Source organism: Nocardia carnea, from assembly GCF_029868325.1.
Classification (GTDB): Bacteria; Actinomycetota; Actinomycetes; order Mycobacteriales; family Mycobacteriaceae; genus Nocardia; species Nocardia carnea_C.
Genome location: NZ_JARWNW010000044.1, coordinates 1 through 20010 on the forward strand (window position 1 = coordinate 1; position 20010 = coordinate 20010).

18 protein-coding genes and 2 pseudogenes are annotated in these 20010 nt (G+C 66.6%); 6 read left to right on the forward strand and 14 right to left on the reverse strand.

Features of this window, described 5'->3' with window-relative positions:
- Nucleotides 1-16: 16 nt before the first annotated feature.
- The 5 genes and pseudogenes from QH196_RS01965 to QH196_RS01985 form a co-directional block, all read right to left on the reverse strand.
- Nucleotides 17-271: pseudogene (locus QH196_RS01965) on the reverse strand (transposase); the annotation flags it as partial.
- Nucleotides 272-313: 42 nt separating this feature from the next.
- Entirely contained in the window at nucleotides 314-745 is a 432-nt protein-coding gene (locus QH196_RS01970) for a protein-tyrosine phosphatase family protein (protein ID WP_280414018.1), read from the reverse strand.
- 132 nt (nucleotides 746-877) lie between these two features.
- Nucleotides 878-1534, reverse strand: coding sequence for a response regulator transcription factor (locus QH196_RS01975; RefSeq protein ID WP_280414019.1), 657 nt, complete (start codon nucleotides 1532-1534; stop codon nucleotides 878-880).
- On the reverse strand, nucleotides 1525-2652 hold the full coding sequence (locus tag QH196_RS01980) for a sensor histidine kinase (RefSeq protein ID WP_280414020.1): 1128 nt from the start codon (nucleotides 2650-2652) through the stop codon (nucleotides 1525-1527). Before QH196_RS01980 ends, QH196_RS01975 begins: the two co-directional genes overlap by 10 nt.
- A 2-nt stretch (nucleotides 2653-2654) precedes the next feature.
- Complete coding sequence (locus QH196_RS01985; protein ID WP_280414021.1) at nucleotides 2655-3308, reverse strand: DedA family protein; 654 nt, start codon at nucleotides 3306-3308, stop codon at nucleotides 2655-2657.
- Between the two features lie 156 nt (nucleotides 3309-3464).
- Here QH196_RS01985 and QH196_RS01990 point away from each other — a divergent pair, with 156 nt between their 5' ends.
- On the forward strand, nucleotides 3465-4568 hold the full coding sequence (locus QH196_RS01990; protein ID WP_280414022.1) for a serine hydrolase domain-containing protein: 1104 nt from the start codon (nucleotides 3465-3467) through the stop codon (nucleotides 4566-4568).
- 93 nt (nucleotides 4569-4661) lie between these two features.
- On the opposite strand, the gene QH196_RS01995 is transcribed toward QH196_RS01990, so the two are convergent.
- From QH196_RS01995 to QH196_RS02025, 7 genes are all read right to left on the reverse strand, one after another.
- Entirely contained in the window at nucleotides 4662-6428 is a 1767-nt protein-coding gene (locus QH196_RS01995; protein WP_280414023.1) for an AMP-dependent synthetase/ligase, read from the reverse strand.
- 69 nt (nucleotides 6429-6497) lie between these two features.
- Entirely contained in the window at nucleotides 6498-7370 is an 873-nt protein-coding gene (locus QH196_RS02000; protein ID WP_280414024.1) for an alpha/beta fold hydrolase, read from the reverse strand.
- Nucleotides 7371-7478: 108 nt separating this feature from the next.
- Nucleotides 7479-8744, reverse strand: a complete 1266-nt coding sequence (locus tag QH196_RS02005) for an acyl-CoA dehydrogenase family protein (protein ID WP_280414025.1) — start codon at nucleotides 8742-8744, stop codon at nucleotides 7479-7481.
- A gap of 25 nt (nucleotides 8745-8769) precedes the next feature.
- On the reverse strand, nucleotides 8770-9651 hold the full coding sequence (locus tag QH196_RS02010; protein ID WP_280414026.1) for an SDR family oxidoreductase: 882 nt from the start codon (nucleotides 9649-9651) through the stop codon (nucleotides 8770-8772).
- A gap of 114 nt (nucleotides 9652-9765) precedes the next feature.
- Nucleotides 9766-10629, reverse strand: a complete 864-nt coding sequence (locus QH196_RS02015; RefSeq protein ID WP_280414027.1) for a MaoC/PaaZ C-terminal domain-containing protein — start codon at nucleotides 10627-10629, stop codon at nucleotides 9766-9768.
- A 2-nt stretch (nucleotides 10630-10631) separates the two neighbouring features.
- A complete protein-coding gene (locus QH196_RS02020) occupies nucleotides 10632-11066 on the reverse strand; it encodes a type II toxin-antitoxin system Rv0910 family toxin (protein ID WP_280414028.1) in 435 nt (144 codons plus the stop codon).
- Nucleotides 11067-11114: 48 nt separating this feature from the next.
- Complete coding sequence (locus QH196_RS02025) at nucleotides 11115-12320, reverse strand: lipid-transfer protein (protein ID WP_280414029.1); 1206 nt, start codon at nucleotides 12318-12320, stop codon at nucleotides 11115-11117.
- A gap of 158 nt (nucleotides 12321-12478) precedes the next feature.
- Here QH196_RS02025 and QH196_RS02030 point away from each other — a divergent pair, with 158 nt between their 5' ends.
- Nucleotides 12479-13492 (forward strand): AraC family transcriptional regulator, encoded by a 1014-nt coding sequence (locus tag QH196_RS02030; RefSeq protein WP_280414030.1) that lies wholly within the window; start codon nucleotides 12479-12481, stop codon nucleotides 13490-13492.
- 67 nt (nucleotides 13493-13559) lie between these two features.
- Here the strand turns inward: QH196_RS02030 and QH196_RS02035 are convergent, their stop codons facing one another.
- Together QH196_RS02035 and QH196_RS02040 are read right to left on the reverse strand one after the other, a co-directional pair.
- Nucleotides 13560-15263 carry a thiamine pyrophosphate-binding protein gene (locus tag QH196_RS02035; protein WP_280414031.1) on the reverse strand — a complete coding sequence of 568 codons (1704 nt, stop codon included), beginning with the start codon at nucleotides 15261-15263 and terminating at the stop codon, nucleotides 13560-13562.
- Nucleotides 15260-16069: a cyclase family protein gene (locus tag QH196_RS02040; RefSeq protein WP_280414032.1), complete on the reverse strand. Its 810-nt coding sequence runs from the start codon at nucleotides 16067-16069 to the stop codon at nucleotides 15260-15262. The genes QH196_RS02035 and QH196_RS02040 overlap by 4 nt, the downstream gene beginning before the upstream one ends.
- Before the next feature lie 156 nt (nucleotides 16070-16225).
- Here QH196_RS02040 and QH196_RS02045 point away from each other — a divergent pair, with 156 nt between their 5' ends.
- The 4 genes and pseudogenes from QH196_RS02045 to QH196_RS02060 all read left to right on the forward strand — a co-directional run.
- The gene (locus QH196_RS02045) at nucleotides 16226-17581 is read left to right on the forward strand and encodes a hypothetical protein (protein WP_280414033.1); all 1356 of its coding nucleotides are present in this window, start codon (nucleotides 16226-16228) and stop codon (nucleotides 17579-17581) included.
- Between the two features lie 66 nt (nucleotides 17582-17647).
- Complete coding sequence (locus QH196_RS02050; protein ID WP_280414034.1) at nucleotides 17648-18451, forward strand: TIGR03084 family metal-binding protein; 804 nt, start codon at nucleotides 17648-17650, stop codon at nucleotides 18449-18451.
- A 359-nt stretch (nucleotides 18452-18810) separates the two neighbouring features.
- Complete coding sequence (locus tag QH196_RS02055) at nucleotides 18811-19284, forward strand: SRPBCC family protein (protein WP_280414035.1); 474 nt, start codon at nucleotides 18811-18813, stop codon at nucleotides 19282-19284.
- A 9-nt stretch (nucleotides 19285-19293) separates the two neighbouring features.
- Nucleotides 19294-19723, forward strand: a pseudogene (locus QH196_RS02060) (ribonuclease H family protein); the annotation flags it as partial.
- Nucleotides 19724-20010 lie beyond the last annotated feature (287 nt).

Here is a 20010-nt window from a genome sequence, read left to right on the forward strand (position 1 = left end):
GCCCGCCAGAGCCCGTTTAGGCCCGACTGTTCAAGAAACGATGGCGGTCCCAAAGGGGCACTGCATCACCACTGTTCAGGTGTTCAGCGTAGACCTCGGCCGGGCTGCGGTATCCGTGAATTCTGCGGGGCCGATGGTTGAGTTCGCAGGCGATGGCGTCGAGGTCGGCATGGTCGAATCGGCTCAGGTCAGCGCACTTGGACAGGTATTGGCGCAGCAGCCGGTTGGTGTTCTCGTTGGTGCCGCGCTGCCAGGGGCCTGCGGGGTTTGCAGACACAGCGCCCCCGAGCACCTCGGTGCGGCGAGCGCGACGTCAGTCGAAACGGGTGACGAATCGCTTCTGCCACGGCATCTCGACGGCCCGCCGCGAATAGTTGTCCCTGATATAGGCGACGGCCTCGGCGGCCGGTATCCCGTCGAGCACCGCGAGACAAGACATGGCCGTGCCTGTCCGTCCGAAGCCGCCACCGCAGGCGATCTCGACGCGCTCGGTCTCGGAACGCTCGAGCAATTCCCGCAGGACCGGGGCGAGCGCACTGCGATCGGACGGTAACCAGAAATCTCGCCAATGCACCCACCGGCTCTCCCACTCGACCGGAGGAGGTTCGCTGGACAGCAGGTAGACCCCGAATTGAGGCGTGTCACCCGAGGGGAGGGGGTTACGGAGCCCCCTGCCGCGCACCATTCGCCCGGACGGCAGGCGCAGCACTCCCGGAGCGTCCGGGTCCCAGGACCGGTTCGGCATCGATTACCCCTTCGTTGAATGGAATGTCTTATCCGGGACGTACCGCCGGCGTTCGGCACTGTTCGCGTATCGGCCGCGGTGTGCCCGGCCCGCGTCCGGGCCTGCTCGCGCCGGCCGATCTGCTGACACAGCTCACCCGTCGTCCGACTGCGCGCGCAGGTGCTCCAGGATCGCCAGAACTCTGCGGTTGTGCGCGTCACCGCCGGGTAGGTCGAGTTTCATGAATATCGCGTTGATGTGCTTTTCGACCGCGCTGCGCGTTACGTGAAGGCGATCACCGACTGCCGTATTGCTCAAACCCTGGGCGATGAGTTCGAGTACTTCGCGTTCGCGGGTGGTGAGCCGTTCGATCGGCGAACCGACCCGGCTGTGCTGCAGTAGTTGCCTGACCACTTCCGGGTCGAAGGCGGTGCCACCCGCACCGACCCGGTCGACGGCATCGAGGAAGGAATCGATGGCGGCGATCCGGTCCTTGAGCAGGTAGCCGACACCGCCGGTGCCGGTGAGAAATTCGGCCGCATGCCGCCGTTCGACGTACTGGGACAGCACCAGAACCGGGATCTGGGGCTGTTCACGGCGAATCTCGAGAGCGGCCCGGATTCCCTCATCGATGTGGTCGGGCGGCATACGCACATCGGCCACCACCAGGTCCGGCGGACGCAGCCGGACCGCATGCAGTAGTTCGACCGCGGTACCGACCGAATCGACGATCTCATGGCCTTCGGCGGTGAGCAGCTGCGCCAGACTCTCCCGCAGCAGCGCGGAGTCTTCGGCAAGGGTTATCCGCACGGTACCTCCGCGGTGATGATGGTCGGGCCGCCGACCGGGGAATCGACAGTGAACGTGCCGTCGAGCGCATGGATTCTGGCCGCGATACCGGAGAGTCCATGCCCGGCCGGATCGGCACCGCCGTGGCCGTCGTCGCGTACCCGCAGCCACAGCGAATCGCCGGTATGGCCGACCGCGATCTCGAGCGCGGCGGCGCCGGAATGCTTGATGGCGTTGGTGACGGCCTCGCTGGCAGTGAAATAGCACGCCGATTCTACCGATCGCGGCGGACGTGCGGACAGGTCGACGACGAGGCGCGTCGGCAGCGGGGTACGGTCGGCCAGCGCCTCCAGCGTGGCAGGTAATCCGTCACGTGCCAGCATGGCCGGGTAGATCCGCCATGAGACATCGCGCAGATCGTCAAGCAGCTGCCCGGTTTCGGCGCGTGCGCGCCGGTGCAGGTCCGCGCGTACGCCGGGGTCGGTTTCGCGGTCCACCCGGGCCAGGACGATCGACAGTGCGACCACCCGTTGCTGGACGCCGTCGTGCAGATCGCGCTCGATACGGCGCCGTTCCTCGTCGATGACCTCGGCCATCTCGGCACGGGTGGCGGTCAGCCGGGCGACCCGCTCGGCAAGCTCACCTGTCCCGGGCAGCGCGAAGATCCGCCACGCCCATGCCTCGGCCCGGACGACCCCCAACAGGCCTTGCACAGTGAGGAAAGCGAAAACGAACCCCGGCAACAGGAACAAGGCCACGGTTTTCCAGCTGATCTGCCCGGGTTCGGTGGCATCGACCACCGGCACCGCCGCACCCGTCGACGCACCGTAGACCAGCGCCACGCCGACCACGATCCCCGTGCAGAGCAGCGCACAGACCACCCCGGCGAGTAACCCGAGGGCGATACGCATGCTCAGATAGCCCACCGCGCGCCGCCCGGTAGGCTCTCCGGCCGGCGGGACGCCGAGCAGCAGCCCGAGCCTGCGCCGTTCCACGCGGACGGCTCGGCGCGGCAAGTGTGCGCCGAACAGTCCGGATACCACGGCGGCGAGATCCAGCACGACGGTGACCACACCGAGCAGAGTGCCGATGAGCACAGCAGCGCAGCGGCGCGCACCGCGCTGCGGAAACGTCCTCATCGTCACATCCTCACGTGCCGCATCCGCCGGTGGCGGGTCCACACCCGTACGCAGTACATTACGGCTGCTGCCAGGACCACCAGGATCACGATCTTCTGCAGAATCCCCGCGTAGGTCTCCACCACCGGCCAGTTCTCGCCCAGGAAGTACCCGGCCAGCACGAACACCGAATTCCAGATCAGACTGCCCGCGGTGGTGAGCAGCGTGAATCGACCGACCGGCATCCGTTCCACACCGGCCGGGATGGAGATCAGGCTGCGGAAGATCGGGATCATCCGGCCGAAGAACACCGCTTTACCACCGTGCCTGGCGAACCATTCCTCGGTCCGGTCGAAATCGGACAGCTGCACCAGCGGCATCCGATCGATAATCGCGCGGAGCCGGTCGCGGCCGAGCAGTACACCCAGGCCATACAGCGCCAACGCGCCGACCACCGAACCGAGTGTTGTCCATATCAGCGCCTCCGCCAACCCGAACTGCCCCTTGCTCGCCGTGAACCCGGCCAGTGGCAGGATGATCTCACTGGGCAGCGGCGGAAACAGGTTCTCCAGAGCGATGGCCGTACCCGCCCCCAACCCGCCGAGCTGTTCCATGAGATCGACCGCCCAGGCCGCTACCCCGGTCAACTCGTCAGTGGATTCCATTGCAATAGGCATACTCCGAACCTAGGGAGCGGGAGGGTCGCGAACAGTAATGCCGGCCACCCGGTTCGGCGAGGTCGGCCGGAGTGCTGAAGGTGTGGTTATCCGCACCTCGACCGGCCGGTCTGCACCCTCGCCACGGTCCCGCCCCGCCCCTAGCGTCGATAACTCATGAGGCAGAAATTGCTCCGGCTCGGTATCGCTGTGACCGCGACCGTTGTGGCGGCGATCAGCGCGGCGATGCTGATCCTGGTCACCGCCCGCGATCAGGTGACAGACCGGATCGTCGCGTCGGCGGCACGGCTCACGGACGCCGATATCGTCCTGCGTGTTTCCGACCACGGGAACAGCCGCACGGTGATCGCGGCAAGCAGTGGTGCGGAGCAGGATGCCGGGCTGGGGCCGGCGACCCGGTTCCGGATCGGCAGTATCACCAAGACTTTCGTCGCGACAGTCGTCATGCAACTGGTGGACGAGGGCCGAATCGACTTGGACGGGCCGATCGCCGGTCAGTTACCCGACGCGATCCCGGGTGGAGAGCGGATCACGGTGCGCCAAGTGCTCAATCACACCAGCGGGTTGTACGACTACATGAAGGAGGAGGGCATGTCGACCAACCGATGGCGCGGGGACGCCCGGTTCGCGTCTTACCGGCCCCGGCAATTGCTGGCCACGGCACTGCGCCACGACCCGTACTTCCCGCCCGGCACCCGCTTCCGCTACTCCAACACCAACTACATCGTTGCCGGCCTGCTGATCGAACAGGTCACCGGCCGGCCTTACGGCATCGAGATCGCCGATCGCATCCTCACCCCCCTCGGCCTGTCCTCCACCACAGTCCCCGGCAACGATCCCGGCCTCCCACAGCCGGCTCTCGCGGCGTATCGCACTATCGGCGGCGAACGGACCGTGGTCACCGATATGAACCCGTCGCTGGACTGGGCGGCCGGTGAGATGATTTCCACCACCGCCGATCTGGAGAAATTCTTCGCCGCCCTGCTGTCGGGCGAACTGACCAGTGACCACGCGCTGGCACAGATGCGGAACACGGTTTCGATGGGCGGTATGGGTTTCCACTACGGCCTGGGACTGCAACGCTTCGATCCGCCGTGCGGGGATTCGGTATGGGGCCACGGAGGTGAATTGCTGGGCTATCTCTCCTACGCCTACCGGTCCGATGACGGCCGTGCGACGACGATGGTCACCGCGTCGGCCGACAGCTCGAACGAGCTGTCGATGTTCGCGGTGGTCACCTCGGTGTACTGCCTGGAATAACGTGGCCGCCGCGGGCGTGGAGGTACCCGGTAGTCCGGGTTCTCACCTCTGAGCAGGGCACCCACATGGCCGTGGCGCCAGATGACAGCGTGATCAGTGGTACATGGCTTCGATCTCGGCGGCGTACTTCTCGGTGATGGCCTTGCGCTTGAGTGACATCTTCGGTGTGAGTTCATCACCGCCCGGCTCCCAGATCACCGGTAGCACGGTGTGTTTCTTGATCTGCTCCACGCGCGACAGTCGTTCGTTCGCGGCCACGATGCCTGTTTCTATCGCCGCGACGATATCGGGATGAGTCGCCAAGGCGGCGGGAGTCGAATTCGGTAGTGCGTGCCGTTGGGCGTAGGCCGCGCAGGCGTCAGGATCGAGAGTCAGCAGCGCCGTCACGTATTTCCGGTTGTCGCCGATGGCTATTACCGCTGCGACGAGGGAGCAGCAAACACGGATCGCCCCTTCGATATTCGACGGTGACATATTCTTGCCCGCCGCGTTGATGATCAGTTCCTTCTTGCGGTCCAGGATGCGGACGTAACCGTCGGCGTCGATGGTGCCGACGTCGCCTGTGTGCAGCCAGCCGTCGGAGTCGATCGCGGCAGCGGTCTGTTCCGGGTCATTGCGGTACCCCCGCATGACAATCGGCCCGCGTACCAGCAGTTCCCCATCCTCGGCGACGGCGATCCGGGTGCCCGGCAACGGCTGCCCGACCGTGCCGAGGCGGATGGCGTCGAGGGGGTTGATGGTCGCCACCGCTGAGGTCTCGGTCATTCCCCAGGCTTCACATACCGGAATACCCAGGCCGATGATGAACGTCATCGCATCGGTGGCGATGGGTGCCGCGCCGGTGAGGCCGGCGCGTACCCGGTCCAGGCCCAGCCGTCGCCGCAGCGTGTTCAGCACCACACGATCTGCCACCCGGTGCTGGATTCCCAGCGCGACTGGAATGGATACGCCGGCCGAGTTCCGCCGAGCGACCTCCTGGCCGACGCCCAGCGCCCAGGACACCAACGCTCGTGTGGCCGGATTTTCCTGGGCAACCAGCGTTTCCAGTCCACTTTTGAGCTTGTACCAGATCGCCGGTACCGCGAGAAACAGTGTCGGACGCACCTCCGGCAGGGTGCCGATCAATTGTTCGGGATCGGCGACCGTCGTGACCTGGACACCCTGGATCAGATTGTTGTAGTGGCAGAACGCCCGATTCGCCAGGTGGGCGTCCGGCAGATACGAGATCACCGTATCGTCGGCGACGATATCGAAGAGCTCCTGCACCGCACGGAATTCGGCGAGAATGTTCGCGTGCGTGAGCTCGACACCTTTGGGAGGGCCGGTGGTGCCGGAGGTGTAGACGATGGTGAGTAGCGAGTCGGGCCCCACCGAACGCCAGGTGGCGTCGAAATCGAAGCCGGGCGCCGACCGGCCCGCCACGTCGTCGAGGGTTAGGGATCCTCCGGTGGGGCCGTCGACACAGATGATGTGGTCGAGGCGCCCATCGATATCGGCGGCCCGGACCTTCTCGAAGAACTGCGACTCGGTGATGAGTACCCGGCTGCCCGCATTGGCCAGCACGTAGGCGATCTGCTCGGCGGTGAATGTGTTGTAGATCGAGAACGGGGTCGCCCCGGTATGCAAGACGGCGGTGTCGGCCAGATGAAACTCCGGGACATTGGTGAGCATGATGGCGATGGTGTCGCCGGCGGCAATACCGAGGGCCGACAGGCCGGTTGCCAGGTCGCGGACCCTGTCCGCATACTGCTGCCAGGTCAACGACACTCGGCCGTCGGGTTCGCGAAGAGCGATTCGGTCGGGCCGGCGAGCGGCGGTTATCTGGAAGGCGGCGCACACACTGGTCGGTTGCTCGGTCATAGTACGTTCTCCATTCGAAGCGGACGGCTGGATTCGGTGCAACCAGGCCGCGTGCGAGCCGGCGAGGAGTCATGCGATCTCGCGGTGGCCGAGCTCGCAGTCGAGAAGCATGGCGGCGACAGTGTCGGGCGCATCCACCTGTGGGCAGTGTCCGACTTCGGGCAGAATCCGCACCCTCGCAGACGGGAATCGGCGTCGGGCGCGAATTGCGGCTGACGGCGGTATCAATGTGTCTCTGCCGCCGTGGACGATCAGGGTGGGCGGTAATGCTCCGGCCGGGTAGCCGGCATCGAACTCGCGCAGTAACGCACGACCGCAGGCGATCAAGCTGCCGATCGGCCGCGTACGCGCAAAGAGCTCGAGAAACCGGGTGACGTCTTCGGCAGAATTCGGCCGGTCACGCACATAGAGCACGCGGTTGGCGACAGCCACTGCGCCACGACCGCGAAACACGGCAGCAGGCACGCGGATACGCGCGAGCAGCGATTCGGGGGGCCCGTACCGGCCGACTGTCACGGTGACCAGCGGTCGGTATCCGAAACCGGGAGCATCGCAAGGGACGGATGCCCGCACGGGCAGTTGCGGATTCAGCGCCGCGCGCAGAGCAAGTCCCGCTCCCATCGAGTTGCCCCCGAGCACCACGCCTTCGGTGCCTGCGTGAGCACGCACCAGTGCGGCGACGTACGCGTCCAGGAGGGGCAATATCGGTTCGCCGGTCCGGCGGCCGTGCACCGGCGGCAGATCCACCGCCACCGCGCGACGCCCCGCCTCGGCAAGGCGTTCGAGCACTCGCCGCCAGGTATCGGCGCGGTCGTAGATGCCATGCAACAACACCATCGGCGGACCGTCGCCCGCGACGCTGAGCTGACGCGTTCGCCAACCGTCGTAAACTTCGACCGATTCGGTCACCACATGGTGACCACTGCCTGGCTTCATTGCCATTCTTCTACCTGGGTTGCCGGATCGAACTGTCTGGAAAACACCCGCCGCGTCCGCTCACGATCACACCGAGCCACCGGTGGGATGCGAGCGGATGCGGCCTTGCGCGGCTCACAGGGTGAGCAAACCCTTGGCGACGTGGGTCACCTGGATTTCGTTGCTGCCCGCGTAGATCATCAGCGATTTCGCATCACGAGCCAGCTGCTCGACCCGGTATTCGGCCATGTAGCCGTTGCCGCCGAACAACTGCACCGCTTCCATCGCGACATCGGTTGCCGCACGGGTGGAGTACAGCTTCATCGCCGATGCCTGCGCGAGGGTCGGCAGCTTGCCTGCGGCGAAGCTCTCCAAGGCGTTGAACACCATGTTCTCGACGTTGAGGCGCGCGACCTCCATCTCGGCCAGCTTCAGCTGGATCAGCTGAAACCGGCCGATCTCCCGCCCCCATAGCGTGCGCGACTTCGCGTAGTCGATGCACAGGCGGTGGCACTCGTTGATGATGCCCAGCGACAAGATCGCGCAACCGACCCGTTCGACGATGAAGCTCGACCGGGCGCTCTCCCGGCCGTCGCCACCCGTGTGGTCCTCGGTCTCGCCGAGCAGCCGATCCTTACTCAGGCGCACGTTGTCGAAGAACAGCTCACCGGTGGGCGAGGAGTGCATGCCCATCTTCTCGAGCGGCTTGCCCTGGGTGAAGCCCTCCATACCCTTGTCGAGGACGAAGGTGAGAACCTTGCGCTCACGTTTTCCGGCCCCGTCGCCCTCGTCGAGCTTGGCGTAGACGACCGCTGTGTCGGCGTAGGGACCGTTGGTGATGAAGGTCTTCTGACCGTTGAGGATGTAATCCTCACCCTCGCGGCGGACGTAGGTCTTCATACCACCGAACGCGTCGGAACCGGAGTCCGGTTCGGTGATCGCCCACGCGGCGACTTTCTCCAGCGTGACAATGTCCTTCAGCCAGCGCCGCTGCTGCGCCGGCGTGCCCCGGGTGGCAATGGTCGCCGCGCCGAGACCGAGGCTGACCCCGACCGCCGCGACACTGCCCAGGGTGACCCCGGTCAGCTCGCTGATGAGCACCGCCGCCATGCTCGCCTGCGCCGCGAGCGGGTTGCCACCCTTCTTGCCCGAGGTTTTCTTCTCCGCGGCCGGCTCGCCCGCGGCGATGCGGTCGGCTTTCGCTTGTTCCGCGGCGAGCCTTTTGTCCACGGCCTCACCGGCCAGGACATCGAGACCGAACTCGGCGAACAGCTTGCGCATGATGTCGTACGGCGGCAGGTCGCCGTGCTCGAGCTCATCCAGATGGGGACGAACTTCCTTGTCGATGAACGCGCGCACGGACTCGCGGATCATTTCGTCGGTTTCAGACCATTCGAACATCGTCGTTCACTCCGGAATCAGGGTCTCAGGGCAACCGCGCGGCGATATCGTCGATGGACCACGCCGCGTCGGTCTCGATGGTCTTCACGTCGTGCCAACCGGCGAGTTCGCTGATCGCGCCGCCCTGCACCGCGAACACCTTGCCGGTGACCGGACATTTCTCGGTCGCCAGGTAGGCGACCAACGGCGAGATATTGGCCGGACTGAAGGAATCGAAGCCTCCCTCCGCCTCGGCCTCCGCGGCCTCGGCCGCCATCAGCGCACCCATACCCGGGGTGGCCAGGGTCAGGCGGGTGCGCGCAATCGGGGCGATCGCGTTGGCCCGCACGCCGTAGCGCTGCAGTTCGTCGGCGGCAACGAGGGTCAGCGCGGCGATGGCGGCCTTGGCGGCACCGTAGTTGGCTTGGCCCGCGTTCGGCATGGTCACACCGGAGGCCGAAGCGGTATTGACAATCGCCGCGTTGGGCCGGCGGCCGGCCTTGGATTCGGCTTTCCAGTACGCCGAGGCGTGGTGGATGACCGCGAAATGACCCTTGAGATGCACGGCCACGACGGCGTCCCAGTCCGCTTCCGACAGGCCCGGGATGAAACCGTCACGCAGGATGCCGGCGTTGTTGACGACGATATCGAGGCCACCGAACTCCGAGATCGCCTGCGCGACCACATCCTCCGCCCCCGCCCAGGTGGCGATATCGTCGGTGTTGGCAACCGCGCGACCGCCGGCGGCGACGATCTCGTTCGCCACCTCCTGCGCCGGCCCGGTATCGACACCGTCACCGCTGTTGCTGCCACCGAGGTCGTTCACCACGACGGCGGCGCCCTCGCGGGCGAACAGCAGCGCGTGCTCACGTCCGATGCCGCGACCGGCGCCGGTGATGACGGCGATACGACCTTCCAAAGCACCCATGTCTACTCCTTCGTACAAAGTCTCGAGCTGCCGCGACGGATGTAGCGGCAGGCGGGCGGCGCCGCGACGGGCGGCCGCACCGACGGTGCTGCGCCCTCGAATGGCGGGCTGCTATCAGTTCGCGATTTCGGCGATGCCATTGCTGAGGACCACGTCGGATCCACGCACGGTCTCGAACGCGTAGGTGGTGATGCCGTTTTCGGTGCCCGCTCGCCAGATGCGGGTGTCGAGGTCGTCGCCGGGGAAAACGAACTTGGCGAACCGGACGGCGAAACGTTTGATCCGGGAGACATCGGAGTCGGCTACTCCGGCGAGTACACCCCACCCGGCCATCGCCATCGTGCACAGACCGTGCGCGATGATGCCGGGCAGACCGGCGTCCTTCGCGACTTCCTCGTCCAAGTGGATCGGTACCGGGTCGCCCGAGGCCGGCGCGTACCGGAACGTCTGGTCATCGTCCACATGGTGGGCGGCCTCGGCCAGCGGCGACGAAGCCTTGAGCTCGGTGTACGGCTCGATGCGCGGGATCGCCTCCCCCACCTTCGGACCGGCGTCGACACCACGGAAGAAACCGGACAGGTATTGCTCGTTGACCAGTTCGCCGGTCTCCTCGTCTTTGCAGGTGAGGTGGATATAAACCAGCGAGCCGGTCGACTTCGTCTCCCAGCCGATGACCCGTCCCTGCGATACCAGTCGATCGCCCGGCTCGATCGGCCGATGGAAATGGAAGTCCTGCTCCCCGTGAGTGATCCGGCCGAAGATATCCATCGGGACCACATCGACGGCAGGCGCCATCAGTGCGTCGAAGGCCGGGACGATGGCGAACACGGGCGAACCGATATCACCGGCGCGGTGCGCGGCGATCGGGTCGTTGGTAGCTGCGGCGTACTCGGCCAGCCGCTCGCGGGTGACCTCGAAACGTTCCTCGTCCGACCACAGGTTCAGGCCGTCACGGTCGAATTCGAATACATCGGCCATGCTCAGGCCCCTGCGGCGAGGGCGGCCAGCTTGTCGAGCGAGGCCTGCAGCTGCTTGGTGCCGTCCTTCTCGACGGCCTTACCGAGCGCGCCCTTGATCAGCGAACCCTCGAAATCGCCGGAGACCTGCACCTCGGTCCGGTCGCCGACCGGGGTCAGTTCGAAGGAGAAGGTGGCCTGCACACCGGCCATCCCGGTGCCCGTCAGAACCAGCTTGGTCGGCGCGACCTCCCCGACGACCCATTCCATCTTGTTGGCCATCCCGAGCATGAAGATCTTCGCGGTCAGCGCCGCGCCCGCGGTCAGGGTGGCCGGCGGCTCGACCATCCAGCGCTCGTGGATGGTGAACCAGTCACCCCAGGTCGTCGGATCGGTGATCACGGCCATCAACTTTTCGGCGGGGGCGGACAGCGTGGCGGTCTTCTCGATATGACCCATGATTGTTCTCCTGCGAAAGATGCTGTTACGTAAGGGAATTGAGAACGGTCAGCGGTTCGCGCGCTGGTAGGCGGTGACGACGGCGGCGCCGCCGAGGCCGATGTTGTGCTGCAGCGCGGCGGTCACGTTGTCGACCTGACGCGCGTCGGCGGTGCCGCGCAACTGCCAGGTCAGCTCGGCACACTGCGCCAGACCGGTCGCGCCGAGCGGGTGGCCCTTGGAAATCAGGCCGCCGGAGGGATTCACCACCCATTTGCCGCCGTAGGTGGTCTGGTTGTCGTCGAGCAGCCGGCCGGCCTCACCGGGCGCGCACAGGCTCAGGGCTTCGTAGAGCAGCAGTTCGTTGGCCGAAAAGCAGTCGTGCAGCTCGATGACCTGGAAATCCTCGGCACCGAGGCCGGCCTGCTGGTAGACCTGCGCGGCCGCGGCGACGTTCATGTCGTAGCCGATGATGTTCTTGCAGCTGCCGTCGAAGGTCGATACGAAATCGGTGGTCATCGACTGGCCGACGATCTCGACCGCCTGGTCGGCCAGATTGTGCTTGTCGACGAAGTCTTCACCGGCCAGGATCGCGGCGCCGGAACCATCGGAGGTCGGCGAGCACTGCAGTTTGGTCAGCGGGTCGTAGATCATCCGCGAGTCCAGGATCTCCTCCAGGGTGTACTCGTCACGGAACTGCGAATACGGGTTCTTCACCGAGTGCTTGTGGTTCTTCAACCCGATCGCGGCGAAATGCTCGGCGGTGGTGCCGTACTGCCGCATGTGCTCGCGACCGGCCGCGCCGAACATCCACGGCGCGGGCGGAAACAGCACCTCGGAGATCTCGGCCAACGCCATCATGTGATTGCCCATCGGCTGCTCGCGGTCGTCGAAGGTCGAGCCCAGGGAACCGGGCTGCATCTTCTCGAAACCTAGCGCCAAGGCGCAGTCGGCGAGGCCGCCACGGATCGCCTGCGCCGCCAGATAGAGCGCGGTCGAACCGGTCGAGCAGTTGTTGTTCACATTGACGACCGGGATGCCGGTCATCCCGAGTTCGTAGACAGCGCGCTGCCCGGACGTGGACTCGCCGTACACGTAGCCGACGTAGGCCTGCTCCACCTCATCGTAGGAAATACCGGCATCGGCCAGGGCCTTGGTACCCGACTCGCGTGCCATATCCGGGTAGTCCCACATGCTGCCGTCGTCGTTGAGTCGTCGACCCGGCTTCTCGAATTTCGTCATGCCGACGCCGACGACGAATACCCGCTTCGTCACAGGAAGTTCCTCTCCTCAGGCCAGCTGTCCAGCTGCCCCTATGACGCTATGGGTGCGAATCCGGCCCCGGAAGGACTGCAACGGGCCATTTGGGGGACCGAAACGATCGTCGCCACTGGTACGGTACGAGCCCGCTCAGCGATGCCGAAGGAGCCACCGTGGCGCACACGATTCCGATGCGGTTCTTCCGGGCCACCGTCGAATCGATGATGAAACGCGGCCTCGATGTGGAACAGGCACTCCATGGCGCCGGGCTCGACTGGCGGCTCTATACCGAGGACCGCGCTCGGATGACACCAGAGCAGACGACCGGTGTCATCCGGGCCCTGTGGGAGCAAACCGACGACGAACTGCTCGGCCTGGGACCACGACCGGTGGCACGCGGGACACTGCGGCTGGCCGGTCTGACCATCATCCACACCCGGGACCTGCGCACTGCGCTGGCGCGGATGCTGGAGTTGACCACTGTGGCCACCGGTATCCGCTGGACGCTGCGCACCGACGAGGCGGGTCTGGCCACGGTCAGCAGCGAAGAGCAGCCGGTTCCGCACATCGACCCGGTGGTCGTCTTTGCCATGGCCGGTGGCCTGCACCGTTTCGCCGGATGGCTCATCGGGTCACCGCTTGCCCTGCAGTCGTTGGAGTTTCCCTTCGACGCGGAGTACCTGAGCGAGGACTACGCGCTCATATTCGGCGTCCGGCCCGGATTCAGTGCGCCGCGGGCCGCGATGTCGTTCGACGCCGGGTTGCTGACCAAACCGGTTGTGCGAGACGAAGCCGACCTGAAGCGGTTCCTTCGCGACGCGCCCGGTGCGCTCCTCTATGCGCCACAGCAAACTGCGACCACCGCGGCACGTGTGCGCACGATCTTGGAACGCAACCCGCACGGGCCCTGGCTCGGTGCCGGCGAACTCGCCCGGCGCTTATCGATCAGCCCACCGCATATGCGACGGCTGCTGCGCGCCGAAGGCACCACCCAGCGCCGGATCCAAGAGGAGATCCTGCGCGACCGCGCCGTCGAAGCGCTGGTCCACGGCGATGAGTCGATCGCCGACCTCGCGGCCCGCCTGGGCTATTCCGAAGCCAGCGCGTTTCGGCGCGCCTTCCATCGATGGACCGGAAGTGCACCGATCGACTATCGGCGGTCCCGGTCCTCCGGTCCACATCACTGAACCGGCCCGCAACTGCCCGGGAGATCGCGGCATTCGCCCAGGCGGCGGTGTTGGTGACCGCGGCTGTTCAATGGCCGGCGAACGCCTCCGCCAGCCACCAGGCCCCGCCGTCGCTGGTGATCTTGGCGTCGATCACCAGCGGTCGCGACTGCCCGTCCTTCCGATACTGCCCCACCCATTCGCGGACCGGCGCCAGATCGCCGACCGAGCGCACGGTCACCCCGGTGGCACCGAAACCTTCGGCGATGGCGGCGATATCGGTTTCCGGGAAGGTCACCGTGGTGTGGTCGGCGTCGCCGAAATGATGGACCTCGGCACCGTAGGCGGAATCGTTGTACACGATCGCCACCAGCGGTAATCCGGCGCGGACCGCGGTCTCCAGTTCGGCGATCGCCATCAGGAACCCGCCGTCACCGGCCCCCAGTACCGGGATCCGGCCGGGTTGCGCGAAGGCCGCGCCGATAGCGGTGTGCAGACCGAGGCCGATCGATTGGAAGGCCTGGGTGAAACAGAAACCGAACTCGTCGGGCACCGACAGGTGGGTCGCCGGGTAGCCCATGAAGTTCCCCGAATCGATCGAGACGATCCGCTCCGCCGGCAGGATCTCGTCGAGCGCGATCGTCAGCACACGCGGGTCGATCCGTTCCGCGGTGGAACTGTCTGCTACCGGGACATCCTGCCAGCGCGATGATTTCGCGATGCGCTCGGCGATATCTCCGGTGCGGTAACCGATCCGGCCGGCCGGATCGGTCGAGCGCAGTTCGGCAAGGACATCGCGGGCGGTTTCGGCGCAATCGCCGAGGACCCCGAAATCGACCCGCCGGTGCGCACCGATGGCATCGATATCGTCGTCGACCTGGACAATCCGGGTACCGGGACCGATGAGGCGGCCGTGCCGCATCGTCCAGTTGTTCAGCGCACACCCCCAGCCGACGATCAGATCCGCCCCGGCGATCAGCTCGGCCGTGGCGGGCGACGAGAAACCGCCGGAGATGCCCAGGGCGAACTCGTCATCGGTGAACAAACCGTTCGCGACCGCCGACGTGGCGACCAGCGCACCGCAGGCCCGGGCCAATTCAGCGACGGCGGGCCCGGCGGCCCGGGCGCCGCGCCCGGCGACGAAGACGGGTTTCCGTGCGGCACGCAGCGTTTCGGCGAGCCGCACCACCGAGCCGCCATCCGGCCGGACCCGGGCAGGTGCCACCACCGCCTCCATCGGCCCGGTCACCGAACACGCGGCGGCGGCGATATCGATGGCCACATTCAGCGCCACGGTGCGCCGCTGTGCCACGGCGGTCCGGAACGCGCGCGTCACATCGGCGACCGCGGTCGCGGCCGAGTACACCCGATCACTCACTGCGCCCACACTCCGAACCAGCGCATCCTGATCGATCCGGAAATTGGAGCGCAGCGCCGCAGCCGGGCTGTCGGCGGTCAGCACGATCATCGGGGTGCGGCTCTTGGCAGCCTCGCCGATACCGGTCATCGCGTTGGTCAATCCGCAACCCTGATGCAGCGACACCACCCCGACCCGCCCCGACATGCGCGTATACGCGTCGGCCATGGTCGCAGCGCCGCCCTCGTGCCGGGTCGCGGTGAACGGCACCCCGCCCCGGCGCAACGCTTCGGTGAGCACGAAGTTCCCGCTGCCGACTACGCCGAACACATGCCGGGCGCCCAGGTCGGCCAGTACGCGACCCACCACATCGGCGACTGTGGGACCGTATACCGGCCCACCCGCCGCACCGGCCGGTTGCTGCGCGGCCGTCATCCGAGGGCACCGTCCGGATCGATCACGGCGAGCACCCGCGCCGGGCTGCCGGTGCCGCCGACGATCGGCAACGGGGTCACCACCAGCATCGCGCCCACCGCCGGCAACCGGCCGAGATTGCGCAGCGAGGTGATGCCGTACTTGTCGTTGCCGAGGAAGTAATGGTGGACCGGGAAGGCCGGATCGAACCCACCGGCGAGTCCCGCGTCCACTCCGACGGTTTCCACGCCCAGCCCCGTGATCTCGCGTTCGGTGGCCAGCCACCGGGCGCAATCGACCGCCACGCCGGGCGTATGGGAGCCGGTGTCATCGGCGTTGAGGAACGCCGCCTCGGAATCGCCCCGGGTTTCCCAGCCGGTGCGCAGCAACAGCCACGTCCCCGCGGTCAGCCGGCCGTGGGTCCGTTCCCAGGCCTCGACATCGGCGACGGTGAGCAGGTAATCGGGGTCCGCGGCGACCTGCTCGGTCAGGTCGAGAACGGCCGCCCGGCCGATCAACCGCCGCACCGGAATCTGCGATACATCGTCGCCGTCGCGGCCGGTGACCCAGTGCACCGGTGCGTCGAGGTGGGTGCCCACATGTTCCCCGGTGTGGATGTTGTTGTGCCGCCAGAACGGCCCGGGTTCGTTGTAGGCGCTGACCTCCTCCAGGCTGAAATCGATCAGGTTGGCAAAGGGGGCGGGCAAACGCAACGCCGGGGTCGAACTGCTCAGCGCGGTGGTCAGGTCGACCACTTCCAGGTTTCCGGTGGTGACGGCATCGAGGAAGGTCGACAGCGCGGTGGCGGCGGCCTGAGGATCGGTCATGGGGGCACCTTATTCCGGTTCCACCGCGGTGGGTGGTGGATGTCCACCTCCGGGCTACCTGCCCGGCGGCGAGGTGGGGGCGCTGATTGACACTCGAGACGGCCCGGTGACAATGTGATCACCCGAATCGACAATCCGGCCCAAGGGGAGCGCGCGATGATCTCACTCTCGTCCGGAGTGTTGATCGATTGGGAGGAACTCACCGGGCAGACCAAATTCGTGGTCGACCTGATCAGTTTTCCGATATTCAGCGCGGCGGCCGGCTGGTTCACCAACTGGACCGGTGTCGTGATGCTCTTCTGGCCGCTGCTGTTCCGCGGGGTCCGGATTCCGGGGCTCGCGGTGCTCTACCCCTATCTCCCGCGCCGCGTGCAGGTGCTGCCCACTTTTTCCGAGGACGGTTCCCGGCTCGGGTTCCAGGGTTTCATTCCGGCCCGGGCCGAGAAAATGGCGAGTATCTGTGTCGACAAGGCATTGATGCGAATCGGTAGTCCCCGCGATTTCATTCACGAACTCGATCTCGACGGTATCGCCGACTATGTCGCGGCCCTCGCCGGAAAACAGGTGAAGCCCATCGTGGACGAGGTGATGAACCGGGAGAACCCGGACCTGTGGCAGAGCCTGCCGCGGCCGATGCGGCAGCTCATCTACCAGCGGGTCGAGCGGGAGATGCCGGAACTGTGCGAGAAGGCGTTCACCTCGCTCGGCGACAATGTCGATCAGCTGATCGATATCAAGGGTTTCGTCATCCGCTATCTGCAGGACAACCCGCATATCCTCAAGGATCTCACCACCACCATCGCGGCTCCCGAGCTGAAATTCATGACCCGGATCGGTTTGCTCGGTGCGCCATTCGGATTGTTGCTCGCGTTGTATCTGCATATTCACCAGGACATACCGATATGGGGCTGGGTCCCGGCCTGGGTGATCGTCCTGCTGGTGACCGCGTTGATCGGTGTGGTGGTGAATATCATCGCCATCCGGGTGGTGTTCACCCCGGGTGATCCGCAACCGCGCTACAAATACTTGTGGAAGCAGGCCCTGCTGGCCAAACGGCAGCCGCAGGCGGCCACCGATCTGGCGCATATTCTCGCCTATCAGGTACTGACCCTGCCGAACCTGTCCAACGAGCTGTTGAACGGTCCGAACGGCGACAAGACCCGGCGACTGCTCGAACAACTCATCTCCGACGAGATCCACCGGCAATTGGGGCGGACGACCTCGGTGGTACGTGCCGCGTTCGGCCGCCGCCAGTTCGACAATCTGAAGGTGGGCGCGGCCGGTGCGGCCGTGGGGCTGGCGCCGGCGCTGGTCGAGGATGCCGATTTCATCCGGGAGCAGGCCGAGAAGATCGACGAATTCGCCGCCCGCAAACTCCAGCAGCTCACCCCCGGCGAGTTCATGGAGATGTTCTACGCGTCGGTCGAACAGGACGCCTGGCTGTTGTATCTGCACGGTGCGGTACTCGGCCTGTTCGTGGGCGCGACCCACCTGCTGATCTTCGGCTGGTAGGCCTCCGGCCAGAAAATACAAGCACGCCTGCTTGTATTTGCCGCACGCCGCTGGAATGCTGAGCCCATGGCCGACCTGTTCACCCTGCTCGACGACCTACGCGCCGAGAGCGCCGAACTCGAAGCATTGGTCGCACCGCTCCCACCCGCGGAATGGGCCCGGCCCACCCCGGCCGCCGGCTGGACCATCGCCCATCAGATCGGCCATCTCGCCTGGACCGACGAGGTCGCCGGCCTGTCCGCCACCGACGCGCGAACCGGGGGGACGGCCTTCACCGAACTACTGGCCGAGGCCGCCGACCGGGTGACCACCTTCGTCGACGACGCCGCGGCCGAAGCCGCCGCCATGCCGGTCCCCGGCCTACTACAGCGCTGGCGCAGCGGCCGGGCAGCCCTGGACGCGGCATTGCGCGGCGTCGCGGGCGATGCCAAGGTCGCCTGGTTCGGGCCGCCCATGCGCCCGGGGTCGATGGCCACCGCGCGGCTCATGGAAACGTGGGCCCACGGTCAAGATATCGCCGACACGCTCGGCGCCCGGCGTGAACCGACCGATCGGCTACGCGCGGTCGCGCATATCGGTGTGCGCACCCGGGATTTCGCCTATATGGTCCGGGAACTGCCGGTTCCGGCGGCGGAATTCCGAGTCGAGCTCGTCGCACCGTCGGGCGCCCTGTGGTCCTGGGGTCCGGCGGATGCGCAGCAGCGGGTCACCGGGCCGGCACTCGATTTCTGCCTGCTGGTGACGCAGCGGCGCCATCCGGACGATCTGGCACTCCAGGCGACCGGCAGCGATGCCGCCCGGTGGCTGACGATCGCACAGGCCTTCGCGGGGCCGCCGGGGGAAGGCCGGAAACCCGGAATGTTCGCTTGATACGGGGCCGGCGAGCGCCGGACCAGGTTCCCGCGCAGCCGGACATCATCGGCCGGGGTGCCTGCGCACGGCAGTCGAGTACGGCGCTCGCCGGCTGCTGTTATGTACCCCTGACACCGCCCGCGGAAACCTGCGGCACATATGGTCACCGGACCTGACGACAGCCGCACCGGTGTGATGCTCATCTCCACGGAAAGTACGGTGGTCACACCGGGTTCGATGCGTACCTGCTCTGATACGATTCCGCCACGATTCGGCCGTACATCACATATGCGCCGCACGGCTATCGATTCCCGGACTGCCGGAAATAAAGCGGAAGGCTATAGTATTTTTGTCGGGCAGCCGTGGAGGGAGGGCCCGTGGGCTTCATCAAGTACGCAAGCGATGTGACGGCGCCGATCACCGTGGCTTTCGCTTATGCCGACAACCCCCGGTCCATGACGGAGTGGCTGACGGGTGCCGAACACCTTTCGCTCCAAGGCGAAATCGACCGCGGGCTCGGCGCCCGGTACGGTATCCGGTTCCGGTTCGGGCTGTGGCACCCGGTGCTGAACTGCGAGATCACCGAGCACCGCCAGGATGCGGTGATCGGCTACACCCTGATCGGCGGACCACTCAGCGCCTGTCTGACCCTACGTTTCGATCCACTCGGCCGCGGCAGATCGGTGCTCACCTCGGAGCTCGACTACACCGGCTCACGGGGTTTCGCTGCCCCCTTGCGCGACCGTCCCCGCAGGGCGCTGCTGCGCACCGCCCTGCGCCGCAGCGAATCGAGATTGCGCGCGGCCATCGAAGAATTGCACGGTACAGATCTTGTCGGCCGACTTGCGTAGGGTACTGCCATGATCATCGTGAGTACCGACGGTTCATGCCTGCGAAACCCCGGCGGGGCCATCGGCTGGGCATGGGTCGATCATGCGGGTGGCGCCGAAAGCGGCGGCGCGGCAACGGGTACCAATCAGATCGCGGAGTTACGCGCGGTCCTCGAGGCCATCCGCTCCCACCCCGGCTCCGACCCGCTGCTGATCGAGAGCGATTCGCTCTACGCGATCAAATGCGCTTCCGAATGGCTACCCAACTGGCGTAACAACGGCTGGCGCACCTCCACCGGCGGCGCGGTGAAGAATGTGGAACTCATCCGCGATATCGACCACGCCATCGCCGCCCGGCCGGGCCCGGTCCGGTTCCGCTGGGTGCGTGGACATGTGGGCAACTACTTCAACGAACAGGCCGACGCGCTGGCCGGTGCCGCCGCCCGCAAGGCAGCGGCGACCGCCCCGCGCGACAGCCGCCCCGCCACCGGCGCCCGGCCGGCCATCAGCGAGAAAACCACCATGAGCGCGACCGCCGGTGATCCGGCCGGTCCGCGCCCGGTGCTCGAAACCTCCGCGGCAGCAGGGAAGGCTGCGGAACCGGGGGGGGGGGGCGGCGCCCCGCGCCGCCCCCCCCCCCACCCCCCCCCCCCCCCGCGGGGGGGGGGGGGGGCCTCCCCCCCCCCCCCGCCCCCCCCCCCGGGGGGGGCCCGGCCGGCCCCCCCCCCCCCCCCCCCGGCCCAGAAG